The 26,501-nt window shown below is 56.5% G+C and carries 22 protein-coding genes, 1 tRNA gene, 3 pseudogenes and 1 riboswitch; of the genes and pseudogenes, 13 read left to right on the top strand and 13 right to left on the bottom strand.

Features of this window, described 5'->3' with window-relative positions:
• Positions 1-7 precede the first annotated feature (7 nt).
• On the bottom strand, positions 8-712 hold the full coding sequence (locus RSAL33209_RS00235; RefSeq protein WP_041684220.1) for an aggregation-promoting factor C-terminal-like domain-containing protein: 705 nt from the start codon (positions 710-712) through the stop codon (positions 8-10).
• Positions 713-717: 5 nt separating this feature from the next.
• A riboswitch (cyclic di-AMP (ydaO/yuaA leader) is annotated at positions 718-858 on the bottom strand.
• A gap of 137 nt (positions 859-995) precedes the next feature.
• Between RSAL33209_RS00235 and RSAL33209_RS00230 the strand changes: the two genes are divergently transcribed.
• The 3 genes and pseudogenes from RSAL33209_RS00230 to RSAL33209_RS00220 all read left to right on the top strand — a co-directional run bounded on the left by RSAL33209_RS00230 (position 996) and on the right by RSAL33209_RS00220 (position 3,483).
• The gene (locus RSAL33209_RS00230) at positions 996-1,442 is read left to right on the top strand and encodes a MarR family winged helix-turn-helix transcriptional regulator (protein ID WP_012243520.1); all 447 of its coding nucleotides are present in this window, start codon (positions 996-998) and stop codon (positions 1,440-1,442) included.
• Positions 1,439-2,667, top strand: a pseudogene (locus RSAL33209_RS00225) (MFS transporter). The gene RSAL33209_RS00230 and the pseudogene RSAL33209_RS00225 overlap by 4 nt, the downstream one beginning before the upstream one ends.
• Positions 2,668-2,745: 78 nt before the next feature.
• Positions 2,746-3,483, top strand: a complete 738-nt coding sequence (locus RSAL33209_RS00220; RefSeq protein ID WP_041684218.1) for a VOC family protein — start codon at positions 2,746-2,748, stop codon at positions 3,481-3,483.
• 22 nt (positions 3,484-3,505) lie between these two features.
• Here the strand turns inward: RSAL33209_RS00220 and RSAL33209_RS00215 are convergent, their stop codons facing one another.
• Positions 3,506-5,152: a sensor histidine kinase gene (locus RSAL33209_RS00215; protein WP_012243516.1), complete on the bottom strand. Its 1,647-nt coding sequence runs from the start codon at positions 5,150-5,152 to the stop codon at positions 3,506-3,508.
• Positions 5,149-5,892, bottom strand: a complete 744-nt coding sequence (locus RSAL33209_RS00210) for a response regulator transcription factor (protein ID WP_012243515.1) — start codon at positions 5,890-5,892, stop codon at positions 5,149-5,151. Before RSAL33209_RS00210 ends, RSAL33209_RS00215 begins: the two co-directional genes overlap by 4 nt.
• A 690-nt stretch (positions 5,893-6,582) precedes the next feature.
• On the opposite strand from RSAL33209_RS00210, the pseudogene RSAL33209_RS00205 reads away from it, so the two are divergent.
• Together RSAL33209_RS00205 and RSAL33209_RS00200 are read left to right on the top strand one after the other, a co-directional pair.
• A pseudogene (locus RSAL33209_RS00205) lies at positions 6,583-7,402 on the top strand (winged helix-turn-helix domain-containing protein).
• 27 nt (positions 7,403-7,429) lie between these two features.
• Entirely contained in the window at positions 7,430-7,957 is a 528-nt protein-coding gene (locus tag RSAL33209_RS00200) for a SixA phosphatase family protein (RefSeq protein WP_041684216.1), read from the top strand.
• A 13-nt stretch (positions 7,958-7,970) separates the two neighbouring features.
• Here RSAL33209_RS00200 and RSAL33209_RS00195 read toward each other — a convergent pair whose 3' ends face one another.
• On the bottom strand, positions 7,971-8,867 hold the full coding sequence (locus RSAL33209_RS00195) for a LysR family transcriptional regulator (RefSeq protein WP_012243511.1): 897 nt from the start codon (positions 8,865-8,867) through the stop codon (positions 7,971-7,973).
• Positions 8,868-8,939: 72 nt separating this feature from the next.
• On the opposite strand from RSAL33209_RS00195, the gene RSAL33209_RS00190 reads away from it, so the two are divergent.
• On the top strand, positions 8,940-9,872 hold the full coding sequence (locus tag RSAL33209_RS00190; RefSeq protein ID WP_012243510.1) for an EamA family transporter: 933 nt from the start codon (positions 8,940-8,942) through the stop codon (positions 9,870-9,872).
• Here RSAL33209_RS00190 and RSAL33209_RS00185 read toward each other — a convergent pair.
• From RSAL33209_RS00185 to RSAL33209_RS00175, 3 genes are read right to left on the bottom strand one after another with little or no spacing between them, the layout of a single operon-like run.
• On the bottom strand, positions 9,848-10,462 hold the full coding sequence (locus tag RSAL33209_RS00185) for a TetR/AcrR family transcriptional regulator (RefSeq protein ID WP_041684214.1): 615 nt from the start codon (positions 10,460-10,462) through the stop codon (positions 9,848-9,850). The two genes, RSAL33209_RS00190 and RSAL33209_RS00185, sit on opposite strands and share 25 nt — an antisense overlap.
• Positions 10,459-12,480 carry a YhgE/Pip domain-containing protein gene (locus RSAL33209_RS00180; protein ID WP_012243508.1) on the bottom strand — a complete coding sequence of 674 codons (2,022 nt, stop codon included), beginning with the start codon at positions 12,478-12,480 and terminating at the stop codon, positions 10,459-10,461. The genes RSAL33209_RS00185 and RSAL33209_RS00180 overlap by 4 nt, the downstream gene beginning before the upstream one ends.
• Positions 12,477-13,184 carry a hypothetical protein gene (locus RSAL33209_RS00175; protein ID WP_012243507.1) on the bottom strand — a complete coding sequence of 236 codons (708 nt, stop codon included), beginning with the start codon at positions 13,182-13,184 and terminating at the stop codon, positions 12,477-12,479. Before RSAL33209_RS00175 ends, RSAL33209_RS00180 begins: the two co-directional genes overlap by 4 nt.
• 302 nt (positions 13,185-13,486) lie before the next feature.
• On the opposite strand from RSAL33209_RS00175, the gene RSAL33209_RS15665 reads away from it, so the two are divergent.
• A complete protein-coding gene (locus tag RSAL33209_RS15665) occupies positions 13,487-13,822 on the top strand; it encodes a GNAT family N-acetyltransferase (RefSeq protein ID WP_199533211.1) in 336 nt (111 codons plus the stop codon).
• Here RSAL33209_RS15665 and RSAL33209_RS00165 read toward each other — a convergent pair.
• Positions 13,819-15,249 (bottom strand): dihydrolipoyl dehydrogenase family protein, encoded by a 1,431-nt coding sequence (locus tag RSAL33209_RS00165; RefSeq protein ID WP_012243504.1) that lies wholly within the window; start codon positions 15,247-15,249, stop codon positions 13,819-13,821. The two genes, RSAL33209_RS15665 and RSAL33209_RS00165, sit on opposite strands and share 4 nt — an antisense overlap.
• A gap of 155 nt (positions 15,250-15,404) precedes the next feature.
• Here RSAL33209_RS00165 and RSAL33209_RS00160 point away from each other — a divergent pair.
• From RSAL33209_RS00160 to RSAL33209_RS17715, 5 genes and pseudogenes are all read left to right on the top strand, one after another.
• Positions 15,405-17,504, top strand: a pseudogene (locus tag RSAL33209_RS00160) (glycoside hydrolase family 2 TIM barrel-domain containing protein); the annotation flags it as partial.
• Positions 17,505-17,564: 60 nt separating this feature from the next.
• Positions 17,565-18,449: a beta-galactosidase small subunit-related protein gene (locus RSAL33209_RS19445; RefSeq protein WP_325050151.1), complete on the top strand. Its 885-nt coding sequence runs from the start codon at positions 17,565-17,567 to the stop codon at positions 18,447-18,449.
• A gap of 194 nt (positions 18,450-18,643) precedes the next feature.
• Positions 18,644-19,063 (top strand): hypothetical protein, encoded by a 420-nt coding sequence (locus tag RSAL33209_RS15660; RefSeq protein WP_049758729.1) that lies wholly within the window; start codon positions 18,644-18,646, stop codon positions 19,061-19,063.
• Positions 19,026-20,468: an RICIN domain-containing protein gene (locus tag RSAL33209_RS00155; RefSeq protein ID WP_049758728.1), complete on the top strand. Its 1,443-nt coding sequence runs from the start codon at positions 19,026-19,028 to the stop codon at positions 20,466-20,468. The genes RSAL33209_RS15660 and RSAL33209_RS00155 overlap by 38 nt, the downstream gene beginning before the upstream one ends.
• Complete coding sequence (locus tag RSAL33209_RS17715; protein WP_049758726.1) at positions 20,410-20,694, top strand: RICIN domain-containing protein; 285 nt, start codon at positions 20,410-20,412, stop codon at positions 20,692-20,694. The genes RSAL33209_RS00155 and RSAL33209_RS17715 overlap by 59 nt, the downstream gene beginning before the upstream one ends.
• Before the next feature lie 195 nt (positions 20,695-20,889).
• Here RSAL33209_RS17715 and RSAL33209_RS00145 read toward each other — a convergent pair.
• The 4 genes from RSAL33209_RS00145 to RSAL33209_RS19060 form a co-directional block, all read right to left on the bottom strand.
• Positions 20,890-20,962: transfer RNA gene (locus RSAL33209_RS00145), tRNA-Arg, on the bottom strand.
• Between the two features lie 107 nt (positions 20,963-21,069).
• The gene (locus RSAL33209_RS19070) at positions 21,070-22,143 is read right to left on the bottom strand and encodes a gamma-glutamyltransferase (protein ID WP_012243498.1); all 1,074 of its coding nucleotides are present in this window, start codon (positions 22,141-22,143) and stop codon (positions 21,070-21,072) included.
• Entirely contained in the window at positions 22,136-22,258 is a 123-nt protein-coding gene (locus RSAL33209_RS19065) for a gamma-glutamyltransferase (RefSeq protein WP_012243497.1), read from the bottom strand. The genes RSAL33209_RS19070 and RSAL33209_RS19065 overlap by 8 nt, the downstream gene beginning before the upstream one ends.
• Positions 22,259-22,296: 38 nt before the next feature.
• Entirely contained in the window at positions 22,297-22,929 is a 633-nt protein-coding gene (locus RSAL33209_RS19060) for a gamma-glutamyltransferase (RefSeq protein WP_012243496.1), read from the bottom strand.
• 275 nt (positions 22,930-23,204) lie between these two features.
• Here RSAL33209_RS19060 and RSAL33209_RS00135 point away from each other — a divergent pair, with 275 nt between their 5' ends.
• Positions 23,205-25,028 (top strand): phosphoenolpyruvate carboxykinase (GTP), encoded by a 1,824-nt coding sequence (locus RSAL33209_RS00135; RefSeq protein WP_012243495.1) that lies wholly within the window; start codon positions 23,205-23,207, stop codon positions 25,026-25,028.
• Positions 25,029-25,077: 49 nt separating this feature from the next.
• On the opposite strand, the gene RSAL33209_RS00130 is transcribed toward RSAL33209_RS00135, so the two are convergent.
• Positions 25,078-26,490: a phosphomannomutase/phosphoglucomutase gene (locus tag RSAL33209_RS00130; protein ID WP_012243494.1), complete on the bottom strand. Its 1,413-nt coding sequence runs from the start codon at positions 26,488-26,490 to the stop codon at positions 25,078-25,080.
• Positions 26,491-26,501: the final 11 nt, after the last annotated feature.

Below are 26,501 nucleotides of genomic sequence, written 5' to 3'. Positions count from 1 at the left end.
ACGAGTATCAGTACCAGCCAACGGACTGCGAGTGACCCCAGGCGCCGCAGGGGCTCCCGTAACGCTGCTTGATGTAGCCCAATCCCCAGGTGATCTGAGTCTTGTAGTTGGTGCGGTAATCCGCTCCGGTACTTGCCATTTTCTCTGCGGGCAGGGACTGCGCAATGCCATAGGCCAACGAAGACGGGTTCTCCGCAGTGGTCTTCCAGCTTGATTCGCGGTTCCACAGTGAGACCAAGCAACTCATTTGGTCTTGACCCCAACCGAGGCTGGCCAGCTGGCTAGCAGCGAACGCCTGGGCGGCACTCGGGTCGTTTAAGGCTTGGACATCCGAGGAAGCGGCGTTGGTGCCGGGCTTATTAGCTGACGGCGTCGACGTGGAAACGACCCGGACGAAGCTTAGGTTTGCTGTTGCGTCAGCGGTAACTACCGAGGCCTTGCTGGGGCTCTGTGCAGTGACGTTGGAGGCAGCTTGCGTCGGTGCAGTGGTGCTGATGCCGGCGACGAGGATTCCGGCTACCGCTAAGGCAGCTACCCGCTGGGTAGGAACCTTTGGCGTGGCCTCCCACAAAAGCCCAAGGGTGCTTTTCTGGATGGGGGCTCTGCGCCGTCCGCGTTCGCCCGCTACCGAGGTGCTGGTTGCGCTATTTGCTTCGCCGGGTAGGGCTGCATGGCGCGCCAAGCTGCGGCGTCCTTTGGCTTGATTAGCCACGTGGTGGTGCCTCTCTTTGAGCCTGCGAGGTGGGCTGTCTGATTCGGATGGAGAGCACCCGGCCTTGCGCTGCAAGGCTTCACCCCAAGGCCGCCTAAACGGCCGAATGTGGTTCCCCGTCTCTGCCGGAATTGCTTGAACCATCCGGTAGCGGCAGAGCTCGGCGAACCTCCGGAGGCCGTGTCCACTGATGCAGACACCTCATCCACGATACGGGACCATTCGAGATTAGTCACATTTAGATAACGAGATCACATATTTTGGCATTTACTTAGCAAAGCTAATGACTTATGCTAACTATGTGGAAACTCGAAAAAAGATCTCACCGCTCGCCGTCGAACTGCGAATGGCGGTGATGCGTACCTCGAGAAGACTTCGAGTTGAAGCCACTAGCGAGAGCGTGACGGCCGGGAAGTTTACGGTACTTGCCCTCTTAGGAAAAGGTCCTTTGACGTTGCGTGAATTGGCGAATGCTGAGCACGTTCAGGCACCGTCAATGACTCGAACTGTCAACGGGCTGGAAGAAGCTGGATTGGTTCGCCGGACGCCACATCCGACCGACGGCCGGCAAATCCTCGCGGATCTCACCGAGCAAGGGCGAGAAATCTTGACTGATACCCGGCAGTGTCGCACCGAATGGTTAGAAAAGCGCTTAGCCAAGCTTAGTAACGAAGAACGAAGAACGCTTCGCGAAGCGGCCGAGATCTTGCAGCGAGTGGCGGCTAAATGAGCAGTATGTTCAGCGCGATGAAAGTCTTCAACTATCGGCTTTGGGTTTCCGGTGCGTTGGTATCAAATATTGGCACGTGGATGCAGCGAGTGGCCCAGGACTGGTTGGTACTCACGGTGCTTACCAATCACTCAGGCACCGCTGTGGGGATCACCACCGGCCTGCAGTTCCTGCTGATCCTCATTTTGGGGCCATGGGCTGGTCTCTTAGGGGATCGCTATTCCAAACGCAAGATTCTCCTGATGACGCAGAGCGCAATGGGCACGTGCGCGCTAATCTTGGGTGTTTTGGTCGTAACCAACACCGTCAAGCTTTGGCATGTCTATCTTTTGGCGCTGCTACTTGGCGTAGGGAGTGCGATCGATGCGCCGTCGCGGCAGGCCTTCGTTTCGGAGGTTGTGGAAGCCGACGACGTGCCAAACGCGGTTGCGTTGAACGCTACTTCGTTCAATCTGGCTCGGTTGGCTGGGCCTGGCTTGGCACCGGACCGGCGTTTTTGATCAATGCTGCGAGCTTTGGCACAGTAATCATTTCCTTGGCCAAGATGCGGCCCTCAGAATTGCACCCAACCGCGAAAGCGCCGCGTGGCAAAGGGCAGATCCGCGAGGGCCTGCGCTATATCAAACAGCGCCCAGATCTAATGATCTTCATGGTTTTGGTGAGTTTGGTGGCGACTTTGACCATGAACTTCCAAATAACCAACGCACTGATGGCGACGGCGGTGTTTGGTAAGGGGCCAGGAGAGTACGGCCTACTTGGCACCGTGATGGCAGTGGGTACGCTATCGGCAACACTGCTTGCGGCTCGGCGAAAGAGCGTTCGAATGGCATACATTGTTGCGGCTGCGCTGGCCACCGGGGTCTTCACAATTATTGCCGCCTTTGCGCCAAGTTTCTGGCTCTTTGCACTGGCGCTGATTCCGATCAGATTGTCCGCAATGACCTTCCTCAACGTTTGTAACACCACGGTCCAGCTCACGACCGACCCGGCATTTCGCGGACGAGTGCTAGCTGTCTATATGGCGGTGATGCAGGGCGGTACGCCGATTGGTGCCCCGCTAGTGGGCTGGGTGGGCACGTTATTGGGCCCGAGATATTCATTGATTGTTGGCGGCGTTGCTGCTTTGTTAGCTGGCATTGTGGCTTTAATTGATTTTGCGCAAGCGCAATCACACATCGTTGCGGGCACAGTTGGGTTCGGTCATGCCGAGCCTCAAGTTGAGTAAAGCACTGAAGCACTGACACTGAGCGCGATGGCTTGATTCGCTATCGAGATTACCTGCCAGCCAATAGGATTTGTGGCTATGGGACTACGACTCGTTCAGGTGAATTTCAAAGCTCGAAATGACGCCGCGCTGGGTCAATTTTGGGCTGATGCACTGGGCTGGGGCGTCTCCAGCGAAGCGCCCGGCGTAACCAATATTGAACCGTTGAACTTCTCTTGGCCAAACTCCACCGCCGTCTGTATTGATGTGGTGTCGGTGCCAGATCCGGAAACGGTGCACTATCGCACGCATTTGGATCTCAACAGCACTTCCGCAGCGCATCAAGCTGAGCTGGTGGCGCAGCTGATAAAACTTGGCGCAACGCCAGCTGAGGTAGGCCAGGGTAAGGTGCTGTGGACGGCTCTAACCGATCCGGAAGGAAATTTATTTCGGGTACTGGAGCCGCGGTCGATTTATCGCGATACCGGGCCAATAGCTGCTGTAGTGGTCAACTGTGCCGATCCCCGGGCGATGGCACAGTTCTGGGCTAGCGCAATGGGCTGGACCTTGACCGAGGCAAGTGATGACCAAGCACGGTTACGTTCAGCCGACGGCTTGGGACCGTATCTTGAGTTCCACCGCACTCCCGCGTTGAAGGCTGAGTCCGGTCGCGTCCACCTTGATCTGTTGCCCTATACCGGCGACGACCAATCCGCCGAGGTGGCGCGGCTGCGAGAGCTGGGGGCTACCGACGTCGAACTTGGCCAAGGTCAGGTTCCCTGGGTGTGCCTGGCAGATATCGAAGGTAACGATTTCTGCGTCCTTGGTGGGAATTGATCGCCAAGAACGTACTGCGAGTTCACTGGTTTCGAGGCAAATCCACAATGAATTGGGTGCGACCGGGTTCAGAAGCTAAGGAAATGGTGCCACCGTGCGCGGCAACAATTGCTTGCACAATCGAGAGCCCTAGACCGGTTGTGCCATCATGGCCGGAACGTGCAACATCCACTCGGGAGAATCGATCGAAAATAGCCGATTGAAATTCTTTCGGGATTCCGGGACCGTTATCTGCCACAGTGAGCCGAAGCGTGTTCGCATCTGCTTGGCGCAGGCTTGTGGTGACCACCGTGCCTGCATCCGTGTGCTTGGCTGCATTGGAGAGCAGATTGAGCAGCACCTGGCGAATTCCGCCGGAGTCGGCTTTCAAAATGAAGGGATCACTGGGCAGGTCCAGTTTCCACTGATGGTCTGTGATGGCAACTTTCATATCGTTGACCGTTTCCACTACCAATTGCGTCATTTCGGTGTCGTTGAGCTCTAACGGCTTGCCTTCATCGAGCCTGGCCAGCGTCAAAAGGTCTTCCACCATGGCACCCATTCGCTTGGATTGCGACTCCACTCGAGAGAGTGACTTCTCACCCGAAGCGCTGAGCTCCTCGGTCATCTTGATCATCTCGGTGTAACCGCGGATTGCGGTGAGTGGGGTGCGCAACTCGTGGCTGGCATCGGCAACAAACTGACGTACTTTAGTTTCGCTGCGTTGCCGCGATTGCAACGCGAAGGCAACGTTATCCAGCATCCGGTTCAGCGCCAGGCCGACGGTGCCAATCTCAGTGAATTCATTAGCGGCCGACGGCGGTACGCGCTCGGCGAGCTTGACCTCGCCTTCGTCGAGCGGCAGCTTAGAAACTCGGGTGGCCACGGCTGCAAGTTTGTCTAATGGCGCCATTGCTCGGCGAATAATGACCGTACCGATGAGTCCCATCATGATCAGACCCGAGGCGGAGACAAGCAATATAGTCAGCACCAGCGTGGTCAGGGCATCGTGAATCTCGCCGTTAGGCAGGCCGGTCAGCACGATGTTTCCGTCGCTTTGCCGAGTTGCGATGAGCCGATAGCTGCCGAAAGTGAATTTTCGATCGGTGAAACCGTCCGAGGGCAAAATATCAGTGAGCGTGCGCATATCGGAATCTGGCAGCAACATCTTTTTGCTGACGTTTGCATTAGCCACAATTTGCGGATTGCCGTCGAGGCCGGTTTCCAACGCACCGTTATGGATGTAAGCAACCATGGTGCCATAATTCAGGCCCTGCATTGAGGTAACTCGCAGCACGTCTTGGGCGTAGTACGTAGTGACTCGGCTTGAGGCATCGCGAACCGCAACATTGAGTTGGTTGTTGAGCACCAAACTCATCGTCGCGTAGGAGATCATTCCCACGATGAAACAGATCGCGGTCAGAAGCCCAAGCGTGGCCAAAACCATTTTTGACCTCAAGCTCCAGCGCGAAAAAGCGAATCGTTCCTGAGCTTCCTGACGTAGTTTGCCAGCCTGCGCAGTCATTTTTCGAGCTGAAGAATTGAATTGCTTCGCGCCGACCGTTGGCGAGGGAGCCGTTGAACTAGGCGATGCTGTCACCGGCTCAGCGTTTTGAGGCGCTGGTGAATTCAGCGGTTCGGGTGCGCCTTCGCTACGATCAATATCGTTTTTTGCTGGATCAGAACTCACTGATCAGCCGGTTTGAGGATGTAACCTGCGCCGCGCACGGTGTGGATCATCGGTGGATGATTCGCTTCGATTTTCTTTCGCAAATATGAAATGTAGAGCTCAACGATGTTCACCTGGCCACCAAAGTCATAATTCCAGACGCGATCCAGGATCTGCGTCTTGCTAATCACGCGCTTCGGGTTCTCCATGAGGTACCGAAGTAGTTCAAACTCAGTGGCGGTAAGCGTCACATCATCAGCTCCGCGAGTAACTTGGCGGGTGTCGTGATTGAGCACTAGATCGCCAACCCGAACTTCAGCGGAGTCTTCAGCAATAACGCCAGCGCGCTGCACAATGCGATGCAGGCGCAACAGCACTTCTTCCATGCTGAAGGGTTTGGTGACGTAATCGTCGCCACCGGCGGTCAAACCGGCAACGCGGTCCTGCACTGCGTCCTTCGCGGTCAGGAACAGCGCCGGAATGTTCGGTGCGAAGAGGCGAATCTTGCCCAGGAGCTCGACGCCGTCGAAGCCTGGCAGCATGATGTCCAGTACCAAGACGTCCGGCCGGTATTCCCGGGCAATCTTGAGCGCCTCATTACCGTCGTGGGCAACTTGGACGTCCCAGCCGGCCATTTGTAGTCCCATGGACATCAATTCGGCCAGACTCGGCTCGTCGTCGACCACCAGGGCGCGAATAGGGGAGCCATCCGGGTGATTGAGCCGAGGCAGGTTATCTGTGAATGATCGAGTAGTAGCCATAATCTAACTTTCTGATATTTTCACATGAATAATCTTGGAGCCGACTGGAGATCAACTGTGCAAGCTGTGAATCAAGCTGAACTAAATCTAGTCCTGATTTCATCTCAATAGTGGCTTTGAAAGGTATCAACGTGCTTGGAACTCTCGGAGTGCCCGATGTGGATTTTGCGTATGACTGTCTTGAATGAGCCGAGCAAGCCGACCTTGACCGAACAGGTTGTTTCGAGGCAGGAGAAGACGCCGTGCGAAGAATCTGGAATTTGAGCGAATATAATTTTACCGGAACGCTAAATGATTGACTTAAATCAGTCAATAGACATCGATTCTCGGTCAGAAGCGAAGAATATTCATTCTTTGACTGATTTGTGATCTGCATCACAAATCATCAATTTGTCTCAAAATGTGAGCCAAATTGTTCATTGTTACTTGCAAGTTTGGATTGTTATGTTGCACACTTCATATGTGAAGATCCACTCAAGAGCATCTGCAGCCGCAGCGATTCCCAACGACACACCCGTCGATGGAGCCATGTGCTGTTGTCGAATGCATGCCTAACCTCACCATCTGAAGAGTGCAAGGCAAACGGCCAATCTGGCCAGCCCAATGATGGGCAACCTCCGCGGAAAAACTTAGCGGAGTCAGGCATTCGAGCCGACTATTCGATGTCGGCATTTCACGACGAGGTCAATCATGTCAATCGCACCCGGTTACGTTCACATTTCCGTACGAAACGCTAATAAGGTTTCTCGCACCGGAATTACGCCTTTACCCACAGAGCCGCCCGGCCAGTTACGGTTTTTCAGCGACGCCGCAAGCACCCCAACACCGAGTAGTGCCGGTTAGCCAGCACGCGCCAATGACCGCACCTACGCCACTTATTGCTGGTTCGGACCATTCGGTGCGCAGTGTTGGTCAGGACAACGTGGCGCACGGCTTTGTGCTCTACCTCGGTATTGATGAGGAGACGGCGGCTGCTAACGGAACCTCGCTGGCCAAGCTGGCTCAAGACATTCGCGCCTATGCGCAGTCATTAGTGCCGCAGGCGAAAAGCTATGCTGCGGTGGCGATTGCCCCGGCTGACGCACCAGGCACCCCGCTCGACGTCGTCCGCTCCACCTTTGGTGGCCCCACCGTTGCCGTGCGGCAGCGACCGGAAGCTCGGCAGTTCTCACCGCAAGAGACCCGTCCTGCGGGAGTTTTGATAGATTTGGCTCGCCGAGAAGTTCATTTGGACGGCGAAACCTTGAATTTGACCTTCAAGGAATTTGAGTTGCTCAACTACCTAGTGGAGAATGGCACTCGGACGGTAGGCCGCGACGAGCTGTTGGACGGTCTGTGGCGCAATGCTGAAGAGGTACCCAATGAACGCACGATCGACGTGCACATTCGGCGCTTGCGTTCTAAGCTGGGCCGCCTAGCTAATACTGTCCGCACCGTGCGCGGCGAAGGCTACCGGTTCTACGAGCACCCCGAAGTTGTGGTCTGGGCAGCTCCAGAGTACTCCGTCTAGCTTCTGCTTTGGTCTTAGACTGACTTGATGGAATCTGGCGGGCATCACCTTAAAAAGCTCATTTTGATGCGGCACTCCAAAGCGGATTATCCGCGCGGAGTAGCCGATCATGAGCGCCCGTTGGCGGCGCGTGGTCATGCTGAGGCACCGCTGGCTGGGAAGTGGCTTTTGGAAAACGCTGTAGTGCCGGATTTCATTCTGTGCTCTTCAGCATTGCGGACTAGGCAGACCTGCACTTGGGTCTGCCTAGAGCTTGGCGATTTGGCTCCCACGCCAAAGCTGGAAGACGATCTTTACGACGGCGGCCCGGCGCGGATGCTTTCAATGATCAATCACGTGCCCGAAACGGTGACCTCGCTTTTAGTGATTTCGCACTTCCCGACGGTTCAAGACGTCGCCTTGCGGCTAGCTTCGCGGGACTCGGATCAAGATGCCTATATGGACTTGGCGGAGCGGTTCCCCACCTCAGCTTTTGCAGTTCTGCAGCATTCGCTGAGTTGGGCTGAGCTAGACGGGCAGGATGCCAAGCTCAGCAACTTCGTGGTGCCGCGCTGACTAGTCCGCTGGATTAGATCCTTGACGCTGCTTGGTGCAAAAGAGCCACGACGTGCCGGATCGCTGGGCTAGCGGCCATCGTCTTGCGGAAAATGACCTGCACCTGGCGCTGGTTACACATATCGACAACCGAGATCGGCACCACATTCTCCGGCAGCGCTGGCCTGCCTAACCGAGGTACTAGTGCCACGGCAATACCCAGCGAGACGAATTCGATGTGGGTGGAAAAGTCTGGATCGTAAACTCGAACCTTTGGCGTAGTGCCCCTATCCGCGAAGATCTGCATCAACGCTTCACTGCAGATCGCGCCCATCGGAGTGCTGATCCAAGGTTCGTCAAGAAGGTCGCGTCGAAATACCTCGGTTGCGCTGGCAAGTGGGTGCTCGGTATTGACCAAAACTTCGGCGTCGTCGAGGCAAAGGTTCTCCACCGCCAGGTGATCCGGAATAGCTAGTGGGACGGACTGCCAGTCGTGTACAACGGCCAGATCGGCTTGCCCTGTCGCCACCCTTTCCACTGCTTCTCTGGGATCTTCGCCAATGATCGAAAGCCGCACGCCACCGCCGTCGAGCTCGTTCAAAATGGGTCCAACCAAACCACGGCATGCGGTGGAGAATGCGGCGATGCGCAACGTACCTTCGGGTTTTTGCGGGTCCGCCAACAATGTCGATTCGAGCAGTTCAACGTCGTCCAGGATCTGTCGACCGCGTTCGGCTAGCGTTTTGCCTCGCTCGGTGAGTAGTACGCCGCGTCCGTAGCGCTCCAGCAACACAACGCCAGATTGCTTCTCCAACTTTTTGATTTGTTGCGAGATGGCGGAGGGGCTGTACCCCATAGGCTCAGCGGCTTTCACCACTGAGCCACTTTGTTCGACGGCTACTAGGGCTCGGACTGCGACCACATCAATCATGAAGCAATTCTACATAGTTAGATGCCGAAAGATTTGCTTTTACTTAAATGAATTTACTGTCACAGTGGAAGAATGAAGCCCAAGCACGCCCTGCTCGCCGTCCTGGTTACCCTTATTTGGGGCACAAATTTCTTGGCGATCAACGCCACATTGCAGTCGATTCCGCCGATGTTATCCGTGGCATTGCGTTTTGTGCTGGCGATCTTCCCTTGGATCTTCTTCATCAAACCGCCAAAGATTGGCTGGAAAGTCATTGTGACTCTGGGTCTGGCCGTCAATGCGGGTCAATTTGGCCTAATGTACCTAGCGATGCACATGGGGCTGCCGACTGGTCTGGCACCGTTGGTGCTCCAAGCGCAAGTGCTACTTACCGTGCTGATCGCAATGTTCTTTGTGAAAGAGAAGCCGAACTTAGGCCAGTCGATCGGCATTGGCTTAGGCATCGTTGGCCTGATTGTTGTTGGGGTAGGCCGGGCTCAAGTAGCGCCCATCCTGCCTTTTATTCTGGGCCTCGGCGCGGCATTGTCCTGGTCCATCGGCAACGTCGTCTCGCGTCAGGTGCAGAAGAATGCCAGTACGGCTACATCCGGACTCAGCTTGGTGATCTGGTCTGCAGCCGTGGTGCCGGTGCCAATGTTTGCCTTGTCCTTCCTGCTGGAGGGCCCGGAGCAAATAGGTTTTGCGCTGAGTCACCTGCAATTGCCGGCGATTATCGGCGCGCTGTTCACCGCCTATATTTCGACGATCGTTGGCTATGGAATCTGGAATTATTTGCTCGGCAAATACTCCTCAGCGGTGGTCGGGCCGTTTACGCTGCTCATCCCAGTAATCGGCATTGCCTCAGCGTGGCTGGTACTGCAAGAAGCGCCAAGCATTCCCGAGTTGGTAGGCGGTGGGCTGTTGCTCGCCGGTGTGGCAACCGCAGTTATTCGTTTTGGCCGGAAGCCGCGACCGGTGCCAGAAGTGCTGTCGGAGCAGATTCAGGCCGAAGGCGTCTTAAGGTAGCCGTGCATCACCGTCATCAAGGCCCGGACGCCTTCATCGCGTTTGCGCTCGGGATGGAATACCTGCCGGTCTAAACCGATCACCAAGGCAGCACCCAAGGTCATGCCAACGATGATGTCTGGGGCTACATTGTCCTGAACCTCATGCTCGGCAGCTACCCGAGCAAAGGTCAATCCAGCCAGGGTGAAAAGGCGTTCGCGCAATAGAGTCAGCGTCTCTCGCCATTCGCTCGGCGTGCGCCACATTTCAGACACCAATAGTTGGGTAAAAGACGGATACTCGGCAAAGAAGTCCAGGGTTTTGCCCATCACGGCTTCCAACGCTTCGAGCGAAGGTAAACTCTCATCCGGCGTAAGCCGAGATTCAAGTAATTGCACGCCGTATTCGAGCAATTGCGCAATCAACTCGGACTTCGAGCCAAAGTTGTAATACACGGTGCCCTTGGAGACGCCCGCAGCGGCAGCAATCTCATCCACGGTTACCTCCGCGGGGCCGCGCTCGCCGATCAGCTGCATCGAGGCCTCGAAAAGCTTCTGCCGGGTCGCATTGGTGCGTTCGGGTCGTTTCACCCCGCTGGCCTCGGCGCTCATATTGAGATCTCCGGCTGCAGGGTCTTCAACGTCCAGAATTTATGTTTGCGAACTGCTAAGAAGGAGAACAGTACGCCCAGGACTGTGTAACCCACTAGGCCAAGGGCTATTGGCAAAATCGGAGTCAAATCGGCTCCGCAGATTAGCACTCGCATTCCGTCCACCACGTGTCCCATCGGCAAGATCTGGTGCAGTACGTGCAGCGGTTCCGGCGTAGTTTGCCAGGGGAAGGTGCCGCCGGAGGCTACCAGCTGTAGCACTAAGAGGATCAAGACGACGAACTTGCCCGGCGTGCCCAATAGCGCGACGATTCCTTGGATCAGCGCGGTAAATGCCATGGAAGCTAATAACAGCAGGCCCAGCGTGAGTGCCGGGTAGCTGGGCTCAAGACCTAGACCAAAGTGAACTACCGAGTAGAGCACTACGGCTTGCACGACTGAGACCGTGAGGAATGGCAGCCAACCGCCAATCGCCACTTGCCAGGCCGGTGCGTTGGAAGCCAGTGCACGTTGCGTCAATGGCCGCATCGCTTGCATCAACATGAAGGCACCAACCCAGAGCGCCAAAACTAAGAAGAATGGTGCCAAGCCCGCGCCATAGTTTGCAGCTTTGGTCTGTGCCAGCGAGTTGACCGTGATCGGATCGCCAATAACCTTCGATGCGCTGGCCTTTGTTGCGTCGTTTGGATTCGGGATTTGGTCGACGCCTTGGCCTAGCTGGGTGGCCAAGGTGTTGGCGCCGTCGGCCAACTTGACTGCGCCATCATCGAGCTTCGCGGCGCCGTCGTCCAGAGTTTTTGCGCCGTCAGCGAGTTTGTTAGTTCCAGCGACTGCCTGTTGCTCCGAACTGGCCAGTGTCTGGGCGCCGGTGGCCAGTTTTGCGGTACCATCATTGGCTTGGCTAATGGCGGCGCTCAGCGCAGGAGTAGCGCCGGCTAGAGTTTTTGCGCCGTTAGACACTGCCTGCGCGCCGTCGGCCAGCCGTTGCACATCGGCTGCATCGGTTTGGATCTTGTCTTTGATCGGGTCAATATCGGCTTTTAGATTCTGCTGGATCTGGCTTTTTTGCTCAGGAGTCAACACTTGCTGCTGGACGAGCTGGTCTAACAGAGTGTTTAGCTTGCCTGAGGCGTCTTGATCGATCTGGCCAAGACTACCGACGGCGGACTGGACTTTCGCATTGAGCGTGGCGTTTCCGGCGGCTACTTGGGCGGCGCCGTCGGAAAGCTGCTGTGCTGATGCTGGCAGCCCGGCGGTTTTGCTGTTCAATTGCGCCAAACCGCTGGAAAGCTGATTAGTGCCGGCGCTCAAAGTACCAGCGCCGGCCGCTAGTTTTTGCTGACCATCCGCAAGTTGGTTGGCACCCGAAGACAGCTCAGTGCTGCCAGAATGCAGTTGTTGTACGCCGTCGCGAAGTTGGTTAGCGCCGTCTGAAAGCTGTTTTGCGCCGTCGGCCGCTTTGCTAATTTGCGTGTGGATGGTCCCGTAGCCGGTAAGCAGCTGGTTCGCTGTGGTCTCGCCGACTTGCTTAGCTACCGAAGTATGTACCTGAGTCGTGACTTTATCCACAATCGTGGAGAGCAGGTAATTATTTGCATCATTGGTGGTGACGTTGAGGATGGCTTGTTTGGCTGAGTCGAAATGTGCCGGTGAAGCCAGGTTGGCAGAGAAGTCTTTCGGGATCTTTAGCGCGAAGGAATAGCTGCCATTGGCAACGCCGTCGTCGGCTTGTTGATCTGAGTCCACCACAATCCAGTTGAACTTCTTGCCGTCAACCAGGTTCTGCGCCACTTGCTGGCCAACCTTGAGTTCTTTGCCATCTGCCGTTGTGGTTCCTTGGTCGTCAACGACGATTGCTGCGTTGAGCTGGTTGAGGTTACCGTACGGATCCCAGTTGGCGTATAGGTACACGGCCCCATAAAGCAGCGGCACAAAAGTCAGCGCCAGAATGGACAGTTTGGGTAGTAAACCGCCGGTCATCCGTTTTAGTTCGGAGAGCGCGAGACGGAATACGGTCATGATTGGTCCTGCGATTCTTCTGCTTCGGGTGTTTCTGCTGGTTCAGGCTCTTCGGGGGCTTGTGTTGTGGCCGCGCGAAGATCGATCGGGTTTTCGATGTGCGCTTGGGCGCGGTGCCAGTCCGCCGGAATGCCGGACACCGTGGCTACGATGCACAGCGGCCGGCCCGGATCCGCAGCCCTGGCCACCAACTGCGGAAGCCAGTCTTGCGGATCGGCACTGTGCCGGTCGGGGGAGTCAACCACGAGTAGGTCCACTTCAGGATTGGCAAGCGCAAGGGTGCAAAGCAATTCGAGCCTGCGCGCGGTAGGTACTTGATCTACCCAAACTTTGGCGATGTCTTCGAAGGCGTTGATCTTCAGCCAGTCCGAGGCATGCCGAATTCCACGATAACGCCGCGGGATCAAAGCCAGGTCCTCCGTAACGAGGTCTTTGACGCTCAGGTGTTGCTCGGGTTCATTGACGCCAGGTGAGTCGATGAGGGCGCTGCTATTGCGCAGATCGCCAATCTTAGAACTTTGGCCCAAGCTCACCGTGCCTGCGCTGACTTTCATCCGCGCACTGAGTGCTAAAGCCAATGCCGTTCGCTGTGGCTGCAGGTCTCCGGCAACCAGAAGCAGTGAACCGCTGGCGGCTTGCAGGGACATGGGTGGCACCAGGTCGTCGTGGCGGCCCTTGACTCTAAGTTGTTGTGCGATCAGCACGATGCGACCTTCCGGTGAAGTGGTTCTGGTACTACTCTAACTGAACTGACCGGTCAGTTCCAATAGGATTGTCATTATTCGATGTGAGCTTCGCCCTCGATATTGGATGGAGCCGCCAAAATTTCAGCTGCTCCATCCAATATCGGGAGCGAAATCGGTTCGCAGCTCTGGAGGGGTGGCGCCGTCGTAGCATGAAGCTATGGCCTTCATCAGAGCTGCCGAGCACGCAGACTTCCACGAGTTGACTACTATTTGGCGCGCCGCAGTGGAAAGTTACGCACGCTTTCGTTACGCCCGAACAGATTGACAACTGGGAGCCTAAGGTTCATTACGAATACCTACCGGCACTGCGGGTCCTTGTCTCGGAGTCTGACGGCGGGAAATTAATTGGCTTCGCCGGATTAGACGAGGCCAAGCTAGAGATGCTTTTTGTTGACCCGAATGCGCATAACCAGGGCATTGGTCGTTCGCTTGTGGAGCGAACAGTTGCAGAGCTAGGGCCACTTACCGTGGATGTGAACGAACAAAATCCTCGTGCCTGCGGCTTTTATGAACGGATGGGCTTTGTGTCAACGGGTCGCTCCGAGACAGATGCGGAGGGGAATCCGTACCCCATCTTGCATATGGCGCAGGCTTAGAGGCCCAGCTTTTCAAGCAGTCGCAACCAGACTTCACTAATCGTGGGGTATGACGGAACCGCGTGCCACAAACGGCTCAAGGGAACCTCACCCACAATGGCAATAGTTGCCGAATGTAAGAGCTCGGCAACGTCGGGCCCGGCAAAAGTGGCTCCGATAATCACCTCTCTCTCCGCATCAATGACTAGTTGTGCCCAGCCTTGATAGTCGTCGGCGTAGAGACTAGATCCGGCGACGGCGATTGGTAATGAAACCTCAGTGACCCTGACGCCGTCTGAGTTGGCTTGAGCCACATTCCGGCCGACCAGCGCCACCTCTGGATCAGTGAAGATGACGCTGGGTACCGCGAGCTCGTCTGCGGTTTGTGCGAACTTGCTCCAGCGCTTTGACTCCACTGGCCCCTTGGCGCGAGCCGCGATCGCATCACCAGTAATCCGAGCCTCGTATTTGCCCTGATGAGTGAGCAGTACTTTTCCGGCAGCATCACCTACCGCATATAGCCAGTCAGTGCCGTCAACTCGGCCACTTTCGTCGGTGGAAAGGTGGGATTTTGCCGGGTCATAGGCTTGCAGATTGAGGCCTTCTAGCCCGACATCGGCAAGCGCGGGTGCGCGGCCAGTAGCTACCAGCAGCTCTTCGGCATGAATCGTTTCGCCGTCTAGTTCAACGTGCACGCCGTCGGAATCGCGGCTAACCGAGCGTGGCGAGGTGTTCTCGCGAAGGTCAATACCGTCCTGCTGGAACGCCTGGCGTACTAGCTGCCGAGCCTCGGCCGGCGCGACGTTAAGCAGTCCGCTGCGAACTAATTGAGTGACCTTAGCGCCAAGGCGGGCGTAGGCCTGGGCCAATTCTGCGCCGGCAACCCCGCCGCCAATCACGATGAGACTTTCGGGCACGCGTTGTGAACTAGTTGCCTCTCGAGTGCCCCAGAACTCGATGTCTTTTAGACCAGTAAACGGCGGCAGTGTTGGTTGGGATCCGGTGGCCAGTACGACGGCGTAGCGCGCCTGGACAGATTGGACCCCGGCATCCGGGGCGGAAATATCAACGCTGAGTTTCCCGGTGAGCCTAGCTTTGCCGCGGATAAACTTGATCCCGGCACCGTCAACCCAAGCAACCTGACCGTCGTCGTGCCAATCTGCGGTAAAAGAATTCCGTCGCTTCAGCACGGCATCGGCATCAATTTTTCCGCTAACCGCTTCGCGCGAACCGGCCAGGCTTTGTGCCGCTTTGAGCGCGGTAGCTGGCCGAATCAAGGCCTTAGAAGGCATGCAAGCCCAATAAGAACACTCACCGCCAACCAGTTCTGATTCGATGAGCAGCGCGCTGAGGCCGCCCTTTACCGCTCGGTCGGCAACGTTTTCCCCGACGGCTCCTGCGCCGATGACGATTACGTCGAATGTTTCCGCAGAACGTTCCTCAGTCATGCTCCGAGCCTAACTCAAGCAGGCTCGATCAAGAGGCTGAGATAGGCGAGCAATTGCTTTGCCACAGCCACTTGCGGGTCGACTATCCTCTGAGCAATTGCCATGATGGTCTTGCAGAGATTCTGGCGCGGAGGCCTGACGAAAGGTTCAGCTAAATGACGGATCAGGAAATGAACGCTGGCTACATCACGGATACCGCGCCTGGCCGTGGGCTGAGAACCGCGCCAAGATCGTGGCTGAACTCCGACGCTGCGGTGCTGCCGCTCAATGGCGATTGGCAATTCCGGATGCTGCCAGCGGCGCCGGGAACGCTAGCTGGCGATCGGGCACTCCCGGCCGGCGAATCCGCATTATCGATGACTTCCCTCGATTACGACGACGGCGGCTGGGACGTGCTGCAGGTCCCGTCGCATTGGGTGCTCCAAGGCTTAGCTGACGGCGAGCCAAAATACGGCAAGCCGATCTACACCAATGTGCAGTTTCCCTTTCCGATCGATCCCCCGCATGTTCCCGAGCAGAATCCAACCGGCGATTACCGACGCTGGTTTGAGCTGCCTGCAGATTGGTCCGCCGCCGAGCGAGTATTGCTGAGGTTCGACGGCGTGGAGTCCACCTACCGAGTCTGGCTCAACGGCGTCGAAATTGGAGTGGGCAAAGGCAGCCGGTTGGTCCAGGAATTTGATGTCAGCGCGGCGCTGCAGTCTGGTCAAAATCTCTTGGCAGTTCGGGTGCATCAGTGGTCGGCGGCAAGCTATTTGGAAGATCAAGACCAATGGTGGTTACCTGGTATTTTCCGCGAGGTCACACTCATGTCCCGGCCAGCTGGCGGCATCGACGATGTCTGGATTCGCGCCGGCTTCTTGGCTGGGCAGGGAGATCTCGACGTGGAAATTAAGGCCCAGCCAACCGCTTATCCGATCACCTTTCGGGTGGCCGAATTAGGTATTGAACAACGTTGGGAATCTGCTGCCGAGGTAGCCATAATCGACTGTGGTTCAGTGCAAGCGTGGACTGCTGAGTCGCCAAGGCTTTACGACGTTGAAGTCATTTCGGCTGGCGAAGTAGTTCGATTGCGGACGGGGTTCCGTACCGTGCAGATTATTGGTGATCAATTTTTGGTCAATGGTCAGCGCATGGTTTTCCACGGTGTTAATCGACATGAAGCTCACCCCGAGCGAGGTCGCGTTTTTGACGAAAAACACGCTCGGGCAGACCTGGCACAGATGAAACGGTTCAATATCAATGCGATCCGGACCAGCCATTATCCACCACACCCCCGGTTGCTTGATTTGGCGGACGAACTAGGGGTTTGGGTTATCGACGAGTGCGATCTGGAAACGCATGGCTTTGAAAAGGGCGGTTGGATCAGTAACCCAAGTGATGATTCACGCTGGCGTGATGCCTATTTGGATCGAATTGAGCGCACTGTGGAGCGGGATAAAAACCACCCCTGCGTAGTGATGTGGTCATTGGGAAATGAGTAAGGAACTGGGGCGAATCTTGCCGCAATGTCTTCCTTGGTGCATCGGCGGGACGCGGGCCGTCCGGTGCACTACGAAGGTGATCATGCGGGCGCATATACGGACGTTTACTCGCTGATGTATGCGCCGGTTCCGGCTTTGCTTTCCATTGCACAAGACTTGCCAACTCAGCTCTATAACTGTTCAGTTGCTGAATCTATTCGCCAGCGCGGCAAGCCGTTCTTGCTTTGTGAATACGTGCACGCGATGGGTAATGGCCCGGGCGCGATTGATCAGTATGAAGATCTAGTGTGGCAGCATCCACGCTTGCACGGCGGATTCGTTTGGGAATGGCGTGATCACGGCCTGCTGACCCGCACCCCAGCAGGGAAGCCTTTTTATGGTTATGGCGGCGACTTTGGCGAAGTGGTTCATGATGGCAATTTCGTGATGGATGGCATGATTCTCAGCGATGAAACGCCTACACCGGGATTGCATGAGTACAAAGCTGTGGTGCAGCCGATCCTGTTCAGTTTCGATGCGGATTCGGTGCGGCTGAGCAATTTGCGGCATTCCGCTGATACTTCGGATCTGGAATTTAGCTGGACTATCGACCGTGATGGGGAGCAGCATTCGAGCGGGATTTTGGCGCTCCCACAGATATCGGCCGGTGACGATGCCATTGTTCCGATGCCGCCGACTCCCGATGCCACTGGCGAATTGTGGTTAACCGTCACCGCCGCTTTGAAAGCGCCAACTAACTGGGCGGAAGCAGGACACATTGTGGCTTCCGCGCAGAACCAGATTCAGGCTGCTGTGGTAACGGCTGTGCCAGCAAGGCCGCTTGGCGTTGTTATGAATAATGGGGTGAGCGAGACTATTCGACTTGGGTCGGCGGTTTTTAGCCACGGGGTGCTGACTGAACTTGCTGGCCTAGAAATTGCCGGCCCACAATTGCAGCTGTGGCGTGCGCCAACCGATAACGATGAAGGCGCGTCGTTTGGGAACTACGACGACGGCGATCCGGTTGCCACCGGTGGGTGGGGGAAGCCCGGACCTGCCGTTGCGGCTCTTTGGCATAGCGCAGGCTTAGATCGCTTGGAGCATCGATTGGATGCGCAAGAAGTTGGCGAAGGCTTCGTGCGTACCGTGACCAGATCGGCCGCGGCAGATTCTCGGGAATACGTGCGTAGCACTGTGCTGTGGCAGTTTGTTGATGATGAGTTGGTGCTGGGGATCGACATTGAGCCTTCGCGGGGTTGGACTTCGGTGTGGCCCCGGATCGGCGTACGGTTTGATCTACCTGCAGTGATCGACGGCGCGCGCTGGTTTGGCCAAGGACCTGCTGAGTCTTACCCGGACAGCATGCGGGCTGCTGCCGTAGGTCGCTTCGAGCTAGGTATTGATGCGCTGTCGGCCGGTTATGCGCGGCCGCAGGAAACCGGTCATCGCTCGGGCTTACGTGAGCTGGATTTGCTGGCTGCGGGTCAGCGGCGATTGTCGATCCGGGCATTTGCCGACCAACAAGGGCGGCGACCAGGTTTCACCTTGTTTCGTTACACGGCTGAGGAACTAACCGCAGCCGGACACCCGCATGAGTTGCCGACGTCGTCCGGTTCCTATCTTTATTTGGATGCGGCACAGCACGGGCTTGGCTCGCGGGCTTGCGGGCCGGACGTTTGGCCGAGCTATACGCTACGGCCAGAGGCTCGAAGCATCACCCTGAGGATCTTGGCTTAGTAGTTCAGCCAGTGCGATGGCCCGTAGCTGGCAGCTGCGGGCCATCGTCGTGTTACGGGTCGATTTTCGACAAAATCACCACGAGGCTTGCAATGTGCCCTTTGATCAATCATGATCTTAATCACCTATAATGAATCATTACGTGTCATATTCTGTTCGGTGCTGTGAGATTTAGTGCCGCGAGAGGGGATTCGATGAAAATGCACACTGCACGCGTGCTGGTTGCAGGCTTGGCGGCCAGCTGTTTGACGCTGGCGATGGTGCCAGCGCAAGCCCAAGCTGCCGACAGCTACACAATTTCGACGGGACCGACTAAGTCCTATGCGTACCCCACCGATACGCCAGCTAGCCCCTATATCGATAAGGATGGCAAGTTCTACTTCCAGCAAGCTGCCGCGCTGTACGGCGCTGACCTGCAATCAAATCCACGCGAATGGGAATTCTATACAGGCACAAGCTTCGACGATGCCAAGAAATCCCCCACCAGCGATGCGGTCAATCCAGCCAACTCGCAAGATAAAAACAATGACACTACCTGGCGCTGCAATAACAGCCCAACGGGTCTGACATCGACGTATGCGCCGAATAACGCGAGCTACTCGCGACGCAATTGACTACGCGGTTTCTAGCGATCAAGGCAAGACCTGGAAGATCAAAGACAAGGTCATTACCTCGCCCTACAGCACCACTCGCGGCGACACTACGCAGTTCCCCAACCAGACGTACTACTACGGCGACGGTGACCAGCGCTTGCTGGTGGATACGGCGTCGGGCTATTTCTACGTGTATTACGGCTCACGGGTTGTTGACAAAAACGGCGGCTGGAACGGTTTTTCGGAACATGTTGCTCGTGCGCCGATCTCGCAAAAGATGGCACCGGGATCATGGCAGAAATATTTCGAAGGCAAATGGCAGACTGACGGCCTAGGCGGCAAAGAGAGCAATATCGTCTCCACTTCAACCACTTACCCAGATTGCTATGTACCCACAGCCAAGGATTACAACCCGGCCAATACCGGCACCGCGAGTCAGCAAATTGCCGCAGGGAAGCTTCTCAAGCGCTCTGATTTGTTCGTGATGAATGTTTCTTACAGCGCCTATCTAGGAATGTACATCGGTACGCCGGAAACCGACGGAATTCAGCCGCTGCACTTTTACGGCACTAAAGATTTAGCAACGCAGAAGTGGACTGATCTGGGTGCTGCACCGAACTATTCGACGTCATCCTGGTACCGCTGGATGGTTGATTCTGCCACCGGGACAACCGGAAACATCTTGGGCAAGACCTTCCGGTCATATTGCTCCATTAGTTGCTCCAAACAGGCTAACGGCAATCAGTCTGACGGCGAATACGTTGATGTAACCATTGGGTCCAGCGCTCCAGCAGCACCCGTGGTTGATCCGGCTAAGGCCTATTTGATCAAGTCCGGGGCCGGAACAATCTTGACGCCAGCCGGAAATGCAACTGCGGCCAAATCCACGCCTACTGGCGCTGCCTCAGAAGCTTGGCGATTCCGCAGCAATAACGACGGCTCGTACTCGATCACCAACGCCGACTCCGGTCTAGCGCTTGGTGTGCCGACGACGACGGCCAACCGGGCTTGGGGCACGGCACCAGTATTGGGCGCACTTAGCGCAAGTAATGTTGGCCAGCAGTGGTTTGTTCAAGCGCAGTCAGATCAGAGCGGGAATTTCCGCATCATTAACCGCTACAGCGGACTAGTGATCAGCCTGGGCAGTGCCAAAGTTCAAACGAGTCCGTTCCGGAACTGGAGCAATAGCGGTACCGGCACGGCGGACACCAGTACGCCGCAAAGTCAGACGCTCTCGCTCCAGGAGACTTCAGTGTCTAGCTCTGCATTTACCTTGGTGGGAGCCGCCTCCTCGCGTTGCCTCGAAACTGCGGCGCAAAGTACGGTGCAACGGTGCAACGGTGGATATTGGCGACTGTGCTGGCGCGGTGAATCAGAAATGGACGGTCACCGCCGCTGGCGAGCTGAAGCTCGATACCAACGGTAAATGCCTGGACCTCTTTGATAACAAGACCGCGCCAGGTTCAACCGTCGGGGTCTGGGATTGCAACGGTGGGAGCAACCAGAAATCGGCGCTCAAGGCCAACGGTTCGATAGTGTCAGGATCATCGAACCTCTGCCTCGATGTGATGAACGGATCGACGGTGGCAGGCTCTGCGGTCAAAGTCTGGACCTGCACTGACGGCACCAATCAGCAATGGGCACGAAGCTGATTTGTAGTTATCGATTCATTTCTGAATAGCAAAACAAGTTGTCCGGGTGCCTCATCAATGGGGTGCTCGGACAACTTGTTGCCTAGCGCAGCTGATGTTAGTTCGACTGCTGTTCCTTCACCGTGCTTCCTGGCTTAGCACCCTGGGCCTTAACAGATAGCAGCCCCTCACTCGAGGGTGAGGGGCTGCTATCTGTGCGGGCGAAGGGATTCGAACCCCCAACCTTCTGATCCGTAGTCAGATGCTCTATCCGTTGAGCTACGCCCGCAATTTACTGGCCAAAAGTCCGAAGACAACTGTAGCGCGAATCATGGCTCAGCATCAAATCGGATTTTCTGTCGGCGAGCCAGAAGACGTGTTAGCTACCCGTTTCGCTTATGACGACGGCGTTACCACCGCCGCGCTAGTCCCGCCACGGCGGTCTTTTTCGCCAACCGCTGTGATCTTAACCTCAGTCCCCGATTCGCTTGCTCCGAACTCCAATACCGCCACCACACCGATTCTTGGCGGCGTAACGCTCGCCGGATTTTGATCAGGGGTTGGTACTACTTCGAACTTGTAACCAGCAGCCTTGGCCTGATCCGCTTCAGGTAGCTTCTCAAAGGCAGGTTCGACGAGCGTCGAGGTACTGTTGCGTTGCGATGCCCTCGGTGCTGCCACGGCTTCGGACAACGACATGCCTAAGTCGATCCGGTTCATCAATACCTGCAACACCGTTGTGATGATGGTCGATCCACCGGGCGAACCTAGGGCAAGGAATGGCTTCCCATCCTTCAGCACAATGGTTGGTGACATGGATGATCTTGGTCGTTTGCCAGGCGCCGGAAAATTTGGATCAGTCGCACCCGGGGAGGAGGCAGCGAAATCAAAGTCGGTGAGCTCGTTATTGCGCAAGAATCCGCGGTCCGGAACCAGAATTCCACTACCACCATAAAAGTTGATGGTGTTTGTGTAGGAGGCGATATTTCCTTCAGCATCGGTGACCACAAAATGGTTGGTGTGCTGACCCTCCACTGGCTCGGGCGTGCTCGCTGCTGGTGTGGAACACCTCTTAGCATCTAATGCGCCGGCAGGTTGTGGCGCAGGTAGCGCTTTAGCTGGGTCGATCAGGCAGGCGCGGGACTTCGCGAAACTATCTGAAAGCAATACCGCATCTGGCACGTTGACCGACCCGCGGTCACCCACATAAGCGTTGCGATCAGCAAAGGCCAGCTTGCTCGCTTCAAGGAACCGCATGGTCGCGGTCGCTTTTGACTCGTCCTTCAAGGGGAACTGTTCCAGGATTTTCAGTCCCTCGCCTACGGTCACCCCACCGGAGGACGATGAGCCCATGCCATATACGTCCAGCCCGCGATAGCTGCTCTGGATCGGTTCGGCATCTAGAGCCGAATAGCTGGCAAGATCGGCGCCGGTCATTTTTCCGGCGAGCGCACTTTTCCCACTAGCCAAAGGAGGCTCGTTTACGGCGTTGACTATAGTCTTGAGCTATTTCGCCTTGATAGAAGCCAGCTAGGCCTTTATCTGCGATAGTTCGATACGTTTGCGCAAGCTCCGGGTTTTTCAACGTGGTACCAGCGGCTAGCGGACTGCCCCCCCGGTAAGTTAGGTTGCGGAAGTAGTACTAAATGTGCCGAAAGTCTTCTGGCTATCCGCTATTTGGTTATGTAGGGCGGTAGTAACCGGGAAGCCGCGATCAGCGAGCTCTACGGCTGGCGTCAGCGCATTAGTGAGTCCCCGCTTGCCCCAGCGGTCTAGTGCCCGTTTCCATAGGGCCAGTTGACCGGGCACACCTACCGCAATGCCGCCAACGTTTGCTTGGGTGGCGCTCAAGGGCTTACCAGTAGTTGGGTCGAGGAACAGTGTGGGTCCATCTGCTGCACGTGCGGTTTCCCGGCCATCAATGGTGCTGACCTTGCCCGTTTTTGCCTCGTAGCAGACAAGGTATCCGCCGCCACCCAGACCCGACACAAATGGGTCCGTTACGCCTAAAGTGGCCGCCACGGTGACAGCTGCATCTGCCGCGCTGCCGCCCGCAGCGAGCACTGAGATTCCAGCCTGTGTTGACTGGACGGTATCTGAGACCACAGCCCCGCCGGTGCCCTGTGCGGAGAAGGCCGCAGCTGGTGCGGATTCTTCTGATTGGCTGGGCAGATGCCCGGCGCATGATGTTGAGGCTGCGACGAGGGCAAGGCCGAGTAGAGCCGAGGTCGCGCTAATGAGCGGCGAGCGTTTCATGATCCTCCTGTAGAGTCTTCAGCAAGTAAAGCAGGCCAGGCTGACGGTTTGGGAAAATGTCGCATCAAGTGTGGAAAAAGACTTTTTACCTAGACCGGTACATGTGACCTTAGTCACAGAGGGTCAATAATGAAGATTTCAAAATCCTTGTAAATTCAAGGAAATTTGACCTTTTGTCAATCTGTCCTTCAGTGAGCTCCAAATAAATCTACCCAATTTTCGGCCCACCTCCCCCTAATCTGAATGGCATCACCTGACCCGATGAAGGGAAGATCATGGGCCTCACCGCACAGCCAGTTTTGGATACTGCACCCACAACTAATAAGCGTCTGCTCGATTGGGTGGCTGAAGTTGCCGAGCTGACCCAGCCTGAGTCGATCTATTGGGTTGACGGTTCCGAAGCGGAAAACACCCGATTGACCGATGAGCTTGTAGCGGCAGGAACGCTTACCCGGCTCAATCCGGAACTCTTCCCCAACTCTTTTGCCGGGTTCTCAGACCCGAAGGACGTTGCTCGCGTTGAGGAGCAGACTTTCATCTGTTCCGAGAAAGAGCACGATGCCGGCTTCACCAATAATTGGATGGAGCCCGCCGAAATGCGGACCAAACTCAGCGGGCTTTTCAAGGGTTCGATGCGTGGCCGCACGATGTATGTGATCCCGTTCGTGATGGGGCACCTGGATGCGAAGAGCCCCAAATTCGGCGTCGAAATCACTGATTCTGCCTACGTCGTCGCGTCAATGCGCATCATGGCGCGAATCGGCACTGAGGTATTGCGCAAGATTGAAGAGCCGGATGCCTTCTTCGTGCCAGCTATCCACTCCCTAGGTGCACCGTTAGAACCAGGTCAGGCTGACGTGCCGTGGCCGTGCAATGACGAGAAGTGGATTGTGCACTTCCCGGAAAGTCGTGAAATCTGGTCGTATGGATCCGGCTATGGTGGCAACGCTTTGTTGGGCAAGAAATGTTACGCGCTGCGGATCGCCTCGGTAATGGCGCACGATGAGGGCTGGCTGGCCGAGCACATGCTCATCCTTAAGCTGACTTCGCCAGAGCAGAAGACGTACTACATGGCGGCGGCTTTCCCCTCTGCCTGTGGCAAAACTAACCTCGCACTCTTGGATCCAACGATCAAGGGCTGGAAGGTTGAGACACTGGGTGATGACATCACCTGGATGAATTTCGACGACGAGGGCGCGCTGCGCGCCGTCAACCCGGAGGCTGGCCTGTTCGGTGTGGCTCCGGGAACCGGCTGGGATACCAACCCGAACGCGATGCGGGCGATTGCCAAGGGCAACTCAATCTTCACCAACGTTGCGCTAACTGACGACGGCGGAGTCTGGTGGGAAGGTATGACCACCGAGACGCCGTCGCACTTGACCGATTGGCGTGGAAACTCCTGGACGCCGGATTCCGCAGAGCCAGCGGCTCACCCGAACTCGCGCTTCTGCACACCAATTGACCAGATCGATATGTTGGCTCCCGAGTACAACGAGCCTGACGGCGTGCCGCTGTCTGCGATCCTGTTCGGCGGCCGTCGCAAGACCACGATCCCTTTGGTGACGCAATCTCGTGACTGGACCAACGGCATCTTCATGGGCTCTACGCTCTCTTCGGAGACCACTGCGGCTGCTGCTGGCGCCGTCGGCGTCGTCCGGCGCGATCCGATGGCCATGCTGCCATTCATCGGATACGACGCTGGTGATTACTTGAAGCACTGGGTTGAGCTGTCCAAGCAAGGCGACCAGGAGAAGTTGCCGAAGATCTTCCTGGTGAACTGGTTCCGCCGCACTGCTGATGGCGGCTTTGCCTGGCCTGGCTTCGGCGATAACTCGCGGGTAGTCACATGGGCTATTGAGCGGATTGAGGGCAAGGCTGACGCCGTCGAAACTCCGATCGGCTTTGTGCCGACCAAAGAATCCTTGGACCTTGACGGCCTGGATATCTCCGACGAGCAGCTTTCCGCGGCATTAAACGTGGATGCGCTGGAATGGGCTGCTGAAGCAGAGAGCATCGACGAGTGGTACCGCCGCTTTGGTGGCTCGCTACCCGAAGAGCTACTTGGCGAACTCGAAGGTCTCAAAGAGCGCCTAGGCTAAGCTCACATCCCGGTTTCAGATAGCCAGGTGGCTTTGCGTTAGACGAGGACTAACTCCGGACCAGCGCTAGTACCGCGTCGCGGAGCTCTTCCAACGTTGCACGGTCCTTGGCTTCGCCATTGAAGCGCAAGTACGGTTCGGTATTGGACGGGCGTAAGTTGAACCACCAGTCACCCGAATTCGCGGAGAAGGTGACGCCGTCCAATTCGTCTACCGTGACGTCTTCGCGTGCATAGATTTCGTGGACTCGACTAACAGCCGCCGCCTTGTCCTCGATCTTGGAGTTGATTTCGCCCGAAGAAACATAAGGCTCGTATTCGGCACCAAGCTCTGATAAGGGCAAGGACTGCTCGCCGAGCGCGGCCAGTACATGCATGGCGGCCAACATGCCGGTATCTGCATTGTAGAAATCACGGAAGTAGTAATGCGCCGAGTGCTCGCCACCAAAAACAGCACCCTCTTCGGCCATCACGGCTTTGATAAACGAGTGACCCACTCGGGTCCGGACCGGACGACCGCCGTCGGCGATCACCAATTCTGGCACCGCGCGCGAGGTAATCAGGTTGTGGATGATTGCGGGGTGTTCTTCGCCCGCGGCTTTCGCCCGAGCAATTTCACGCCGGGCAACCAGACCGGTTACCGCGGAAGGAGAGACCGGATCGCCCTTTTCGTCAATCACGAAGCAGCGGTCAGCGTCGCCATCGAAAGCCAGACCAATGTCCGCGCCGTGTTTGACGACGGCGGCCTGCAAGTCAACGAGGTTGGCAGGTTCCAGCGGATTCGCTTCGTGATTAGGGAAGGTACCGTCTAGCTCGAAGTACATCGGCACAATTTCCAAGGGCAAAGCCTTGAGCAGCTGATCGCCCAGCACCGCTGGCGTGGTCAAGCCAGCCATGCCATTGCCAGCGTCTACTACAACCTTCAAAGGTCGTGAGCCGGAAAGGTCCACTAAGGAGCGTAAGTACCGCGAGTAATCCTCGAGCACATCGCGGACGCCCATTTGGCCTGGTTTTTCCGCTGCAGGGATGCCTTCGGCGAGGTACTTGGCGGTGAGTTCCTGAATCTCCTGCAAACCAGATTCGGAGGACAACGGGACGGCACCCGGCTGGGTCATCTTGATGCCGTTGTACTCAGCTGGATTATGGCTTGCGGTGAACATCGCACCGGCAGCGCTGAAATGGCCAGAGGCGAAGTAGAGCTCATCCGTAGAGATAAAGTCTAGCAGTTTTACATCGGCTCCCCGCAAGTTTGCCCCGTGCGCGAATGCTTGACAGAACTCCGGAGACGAAGGCCGCATATCGCCGCCCACGAGCACGGTTTGTCCGGAAAGATTCAGTACGTCCACGAAAGCCGCGCCAATGGCTTCGACCATCGGTGCTGTAATGCTTTCACCGACGATTCCGCGCACGTCGTAGGCCTTGAAAGAGGCGGAAAGGTCAAGAGGTGTCTCGTTGCTACTCACGGGACGAGCCT

Origin of the sequence: Renibacterium salmoninarum ATCC 33209, from assembly GCF_000018885.1 — a bacterium.
Taxonomy (GTDB): Bacteria; Actinomycetota; Actinomycetes; order Actinomycetales; family Micrococcaceae; genus Renibacterium; species Renibacterium salmoninarum.
The sequence above is the reverse complement of the archived record's forward strand: the minus strand, read 5'-3'. Positions and strand labels throughout refer to the sequence as shown.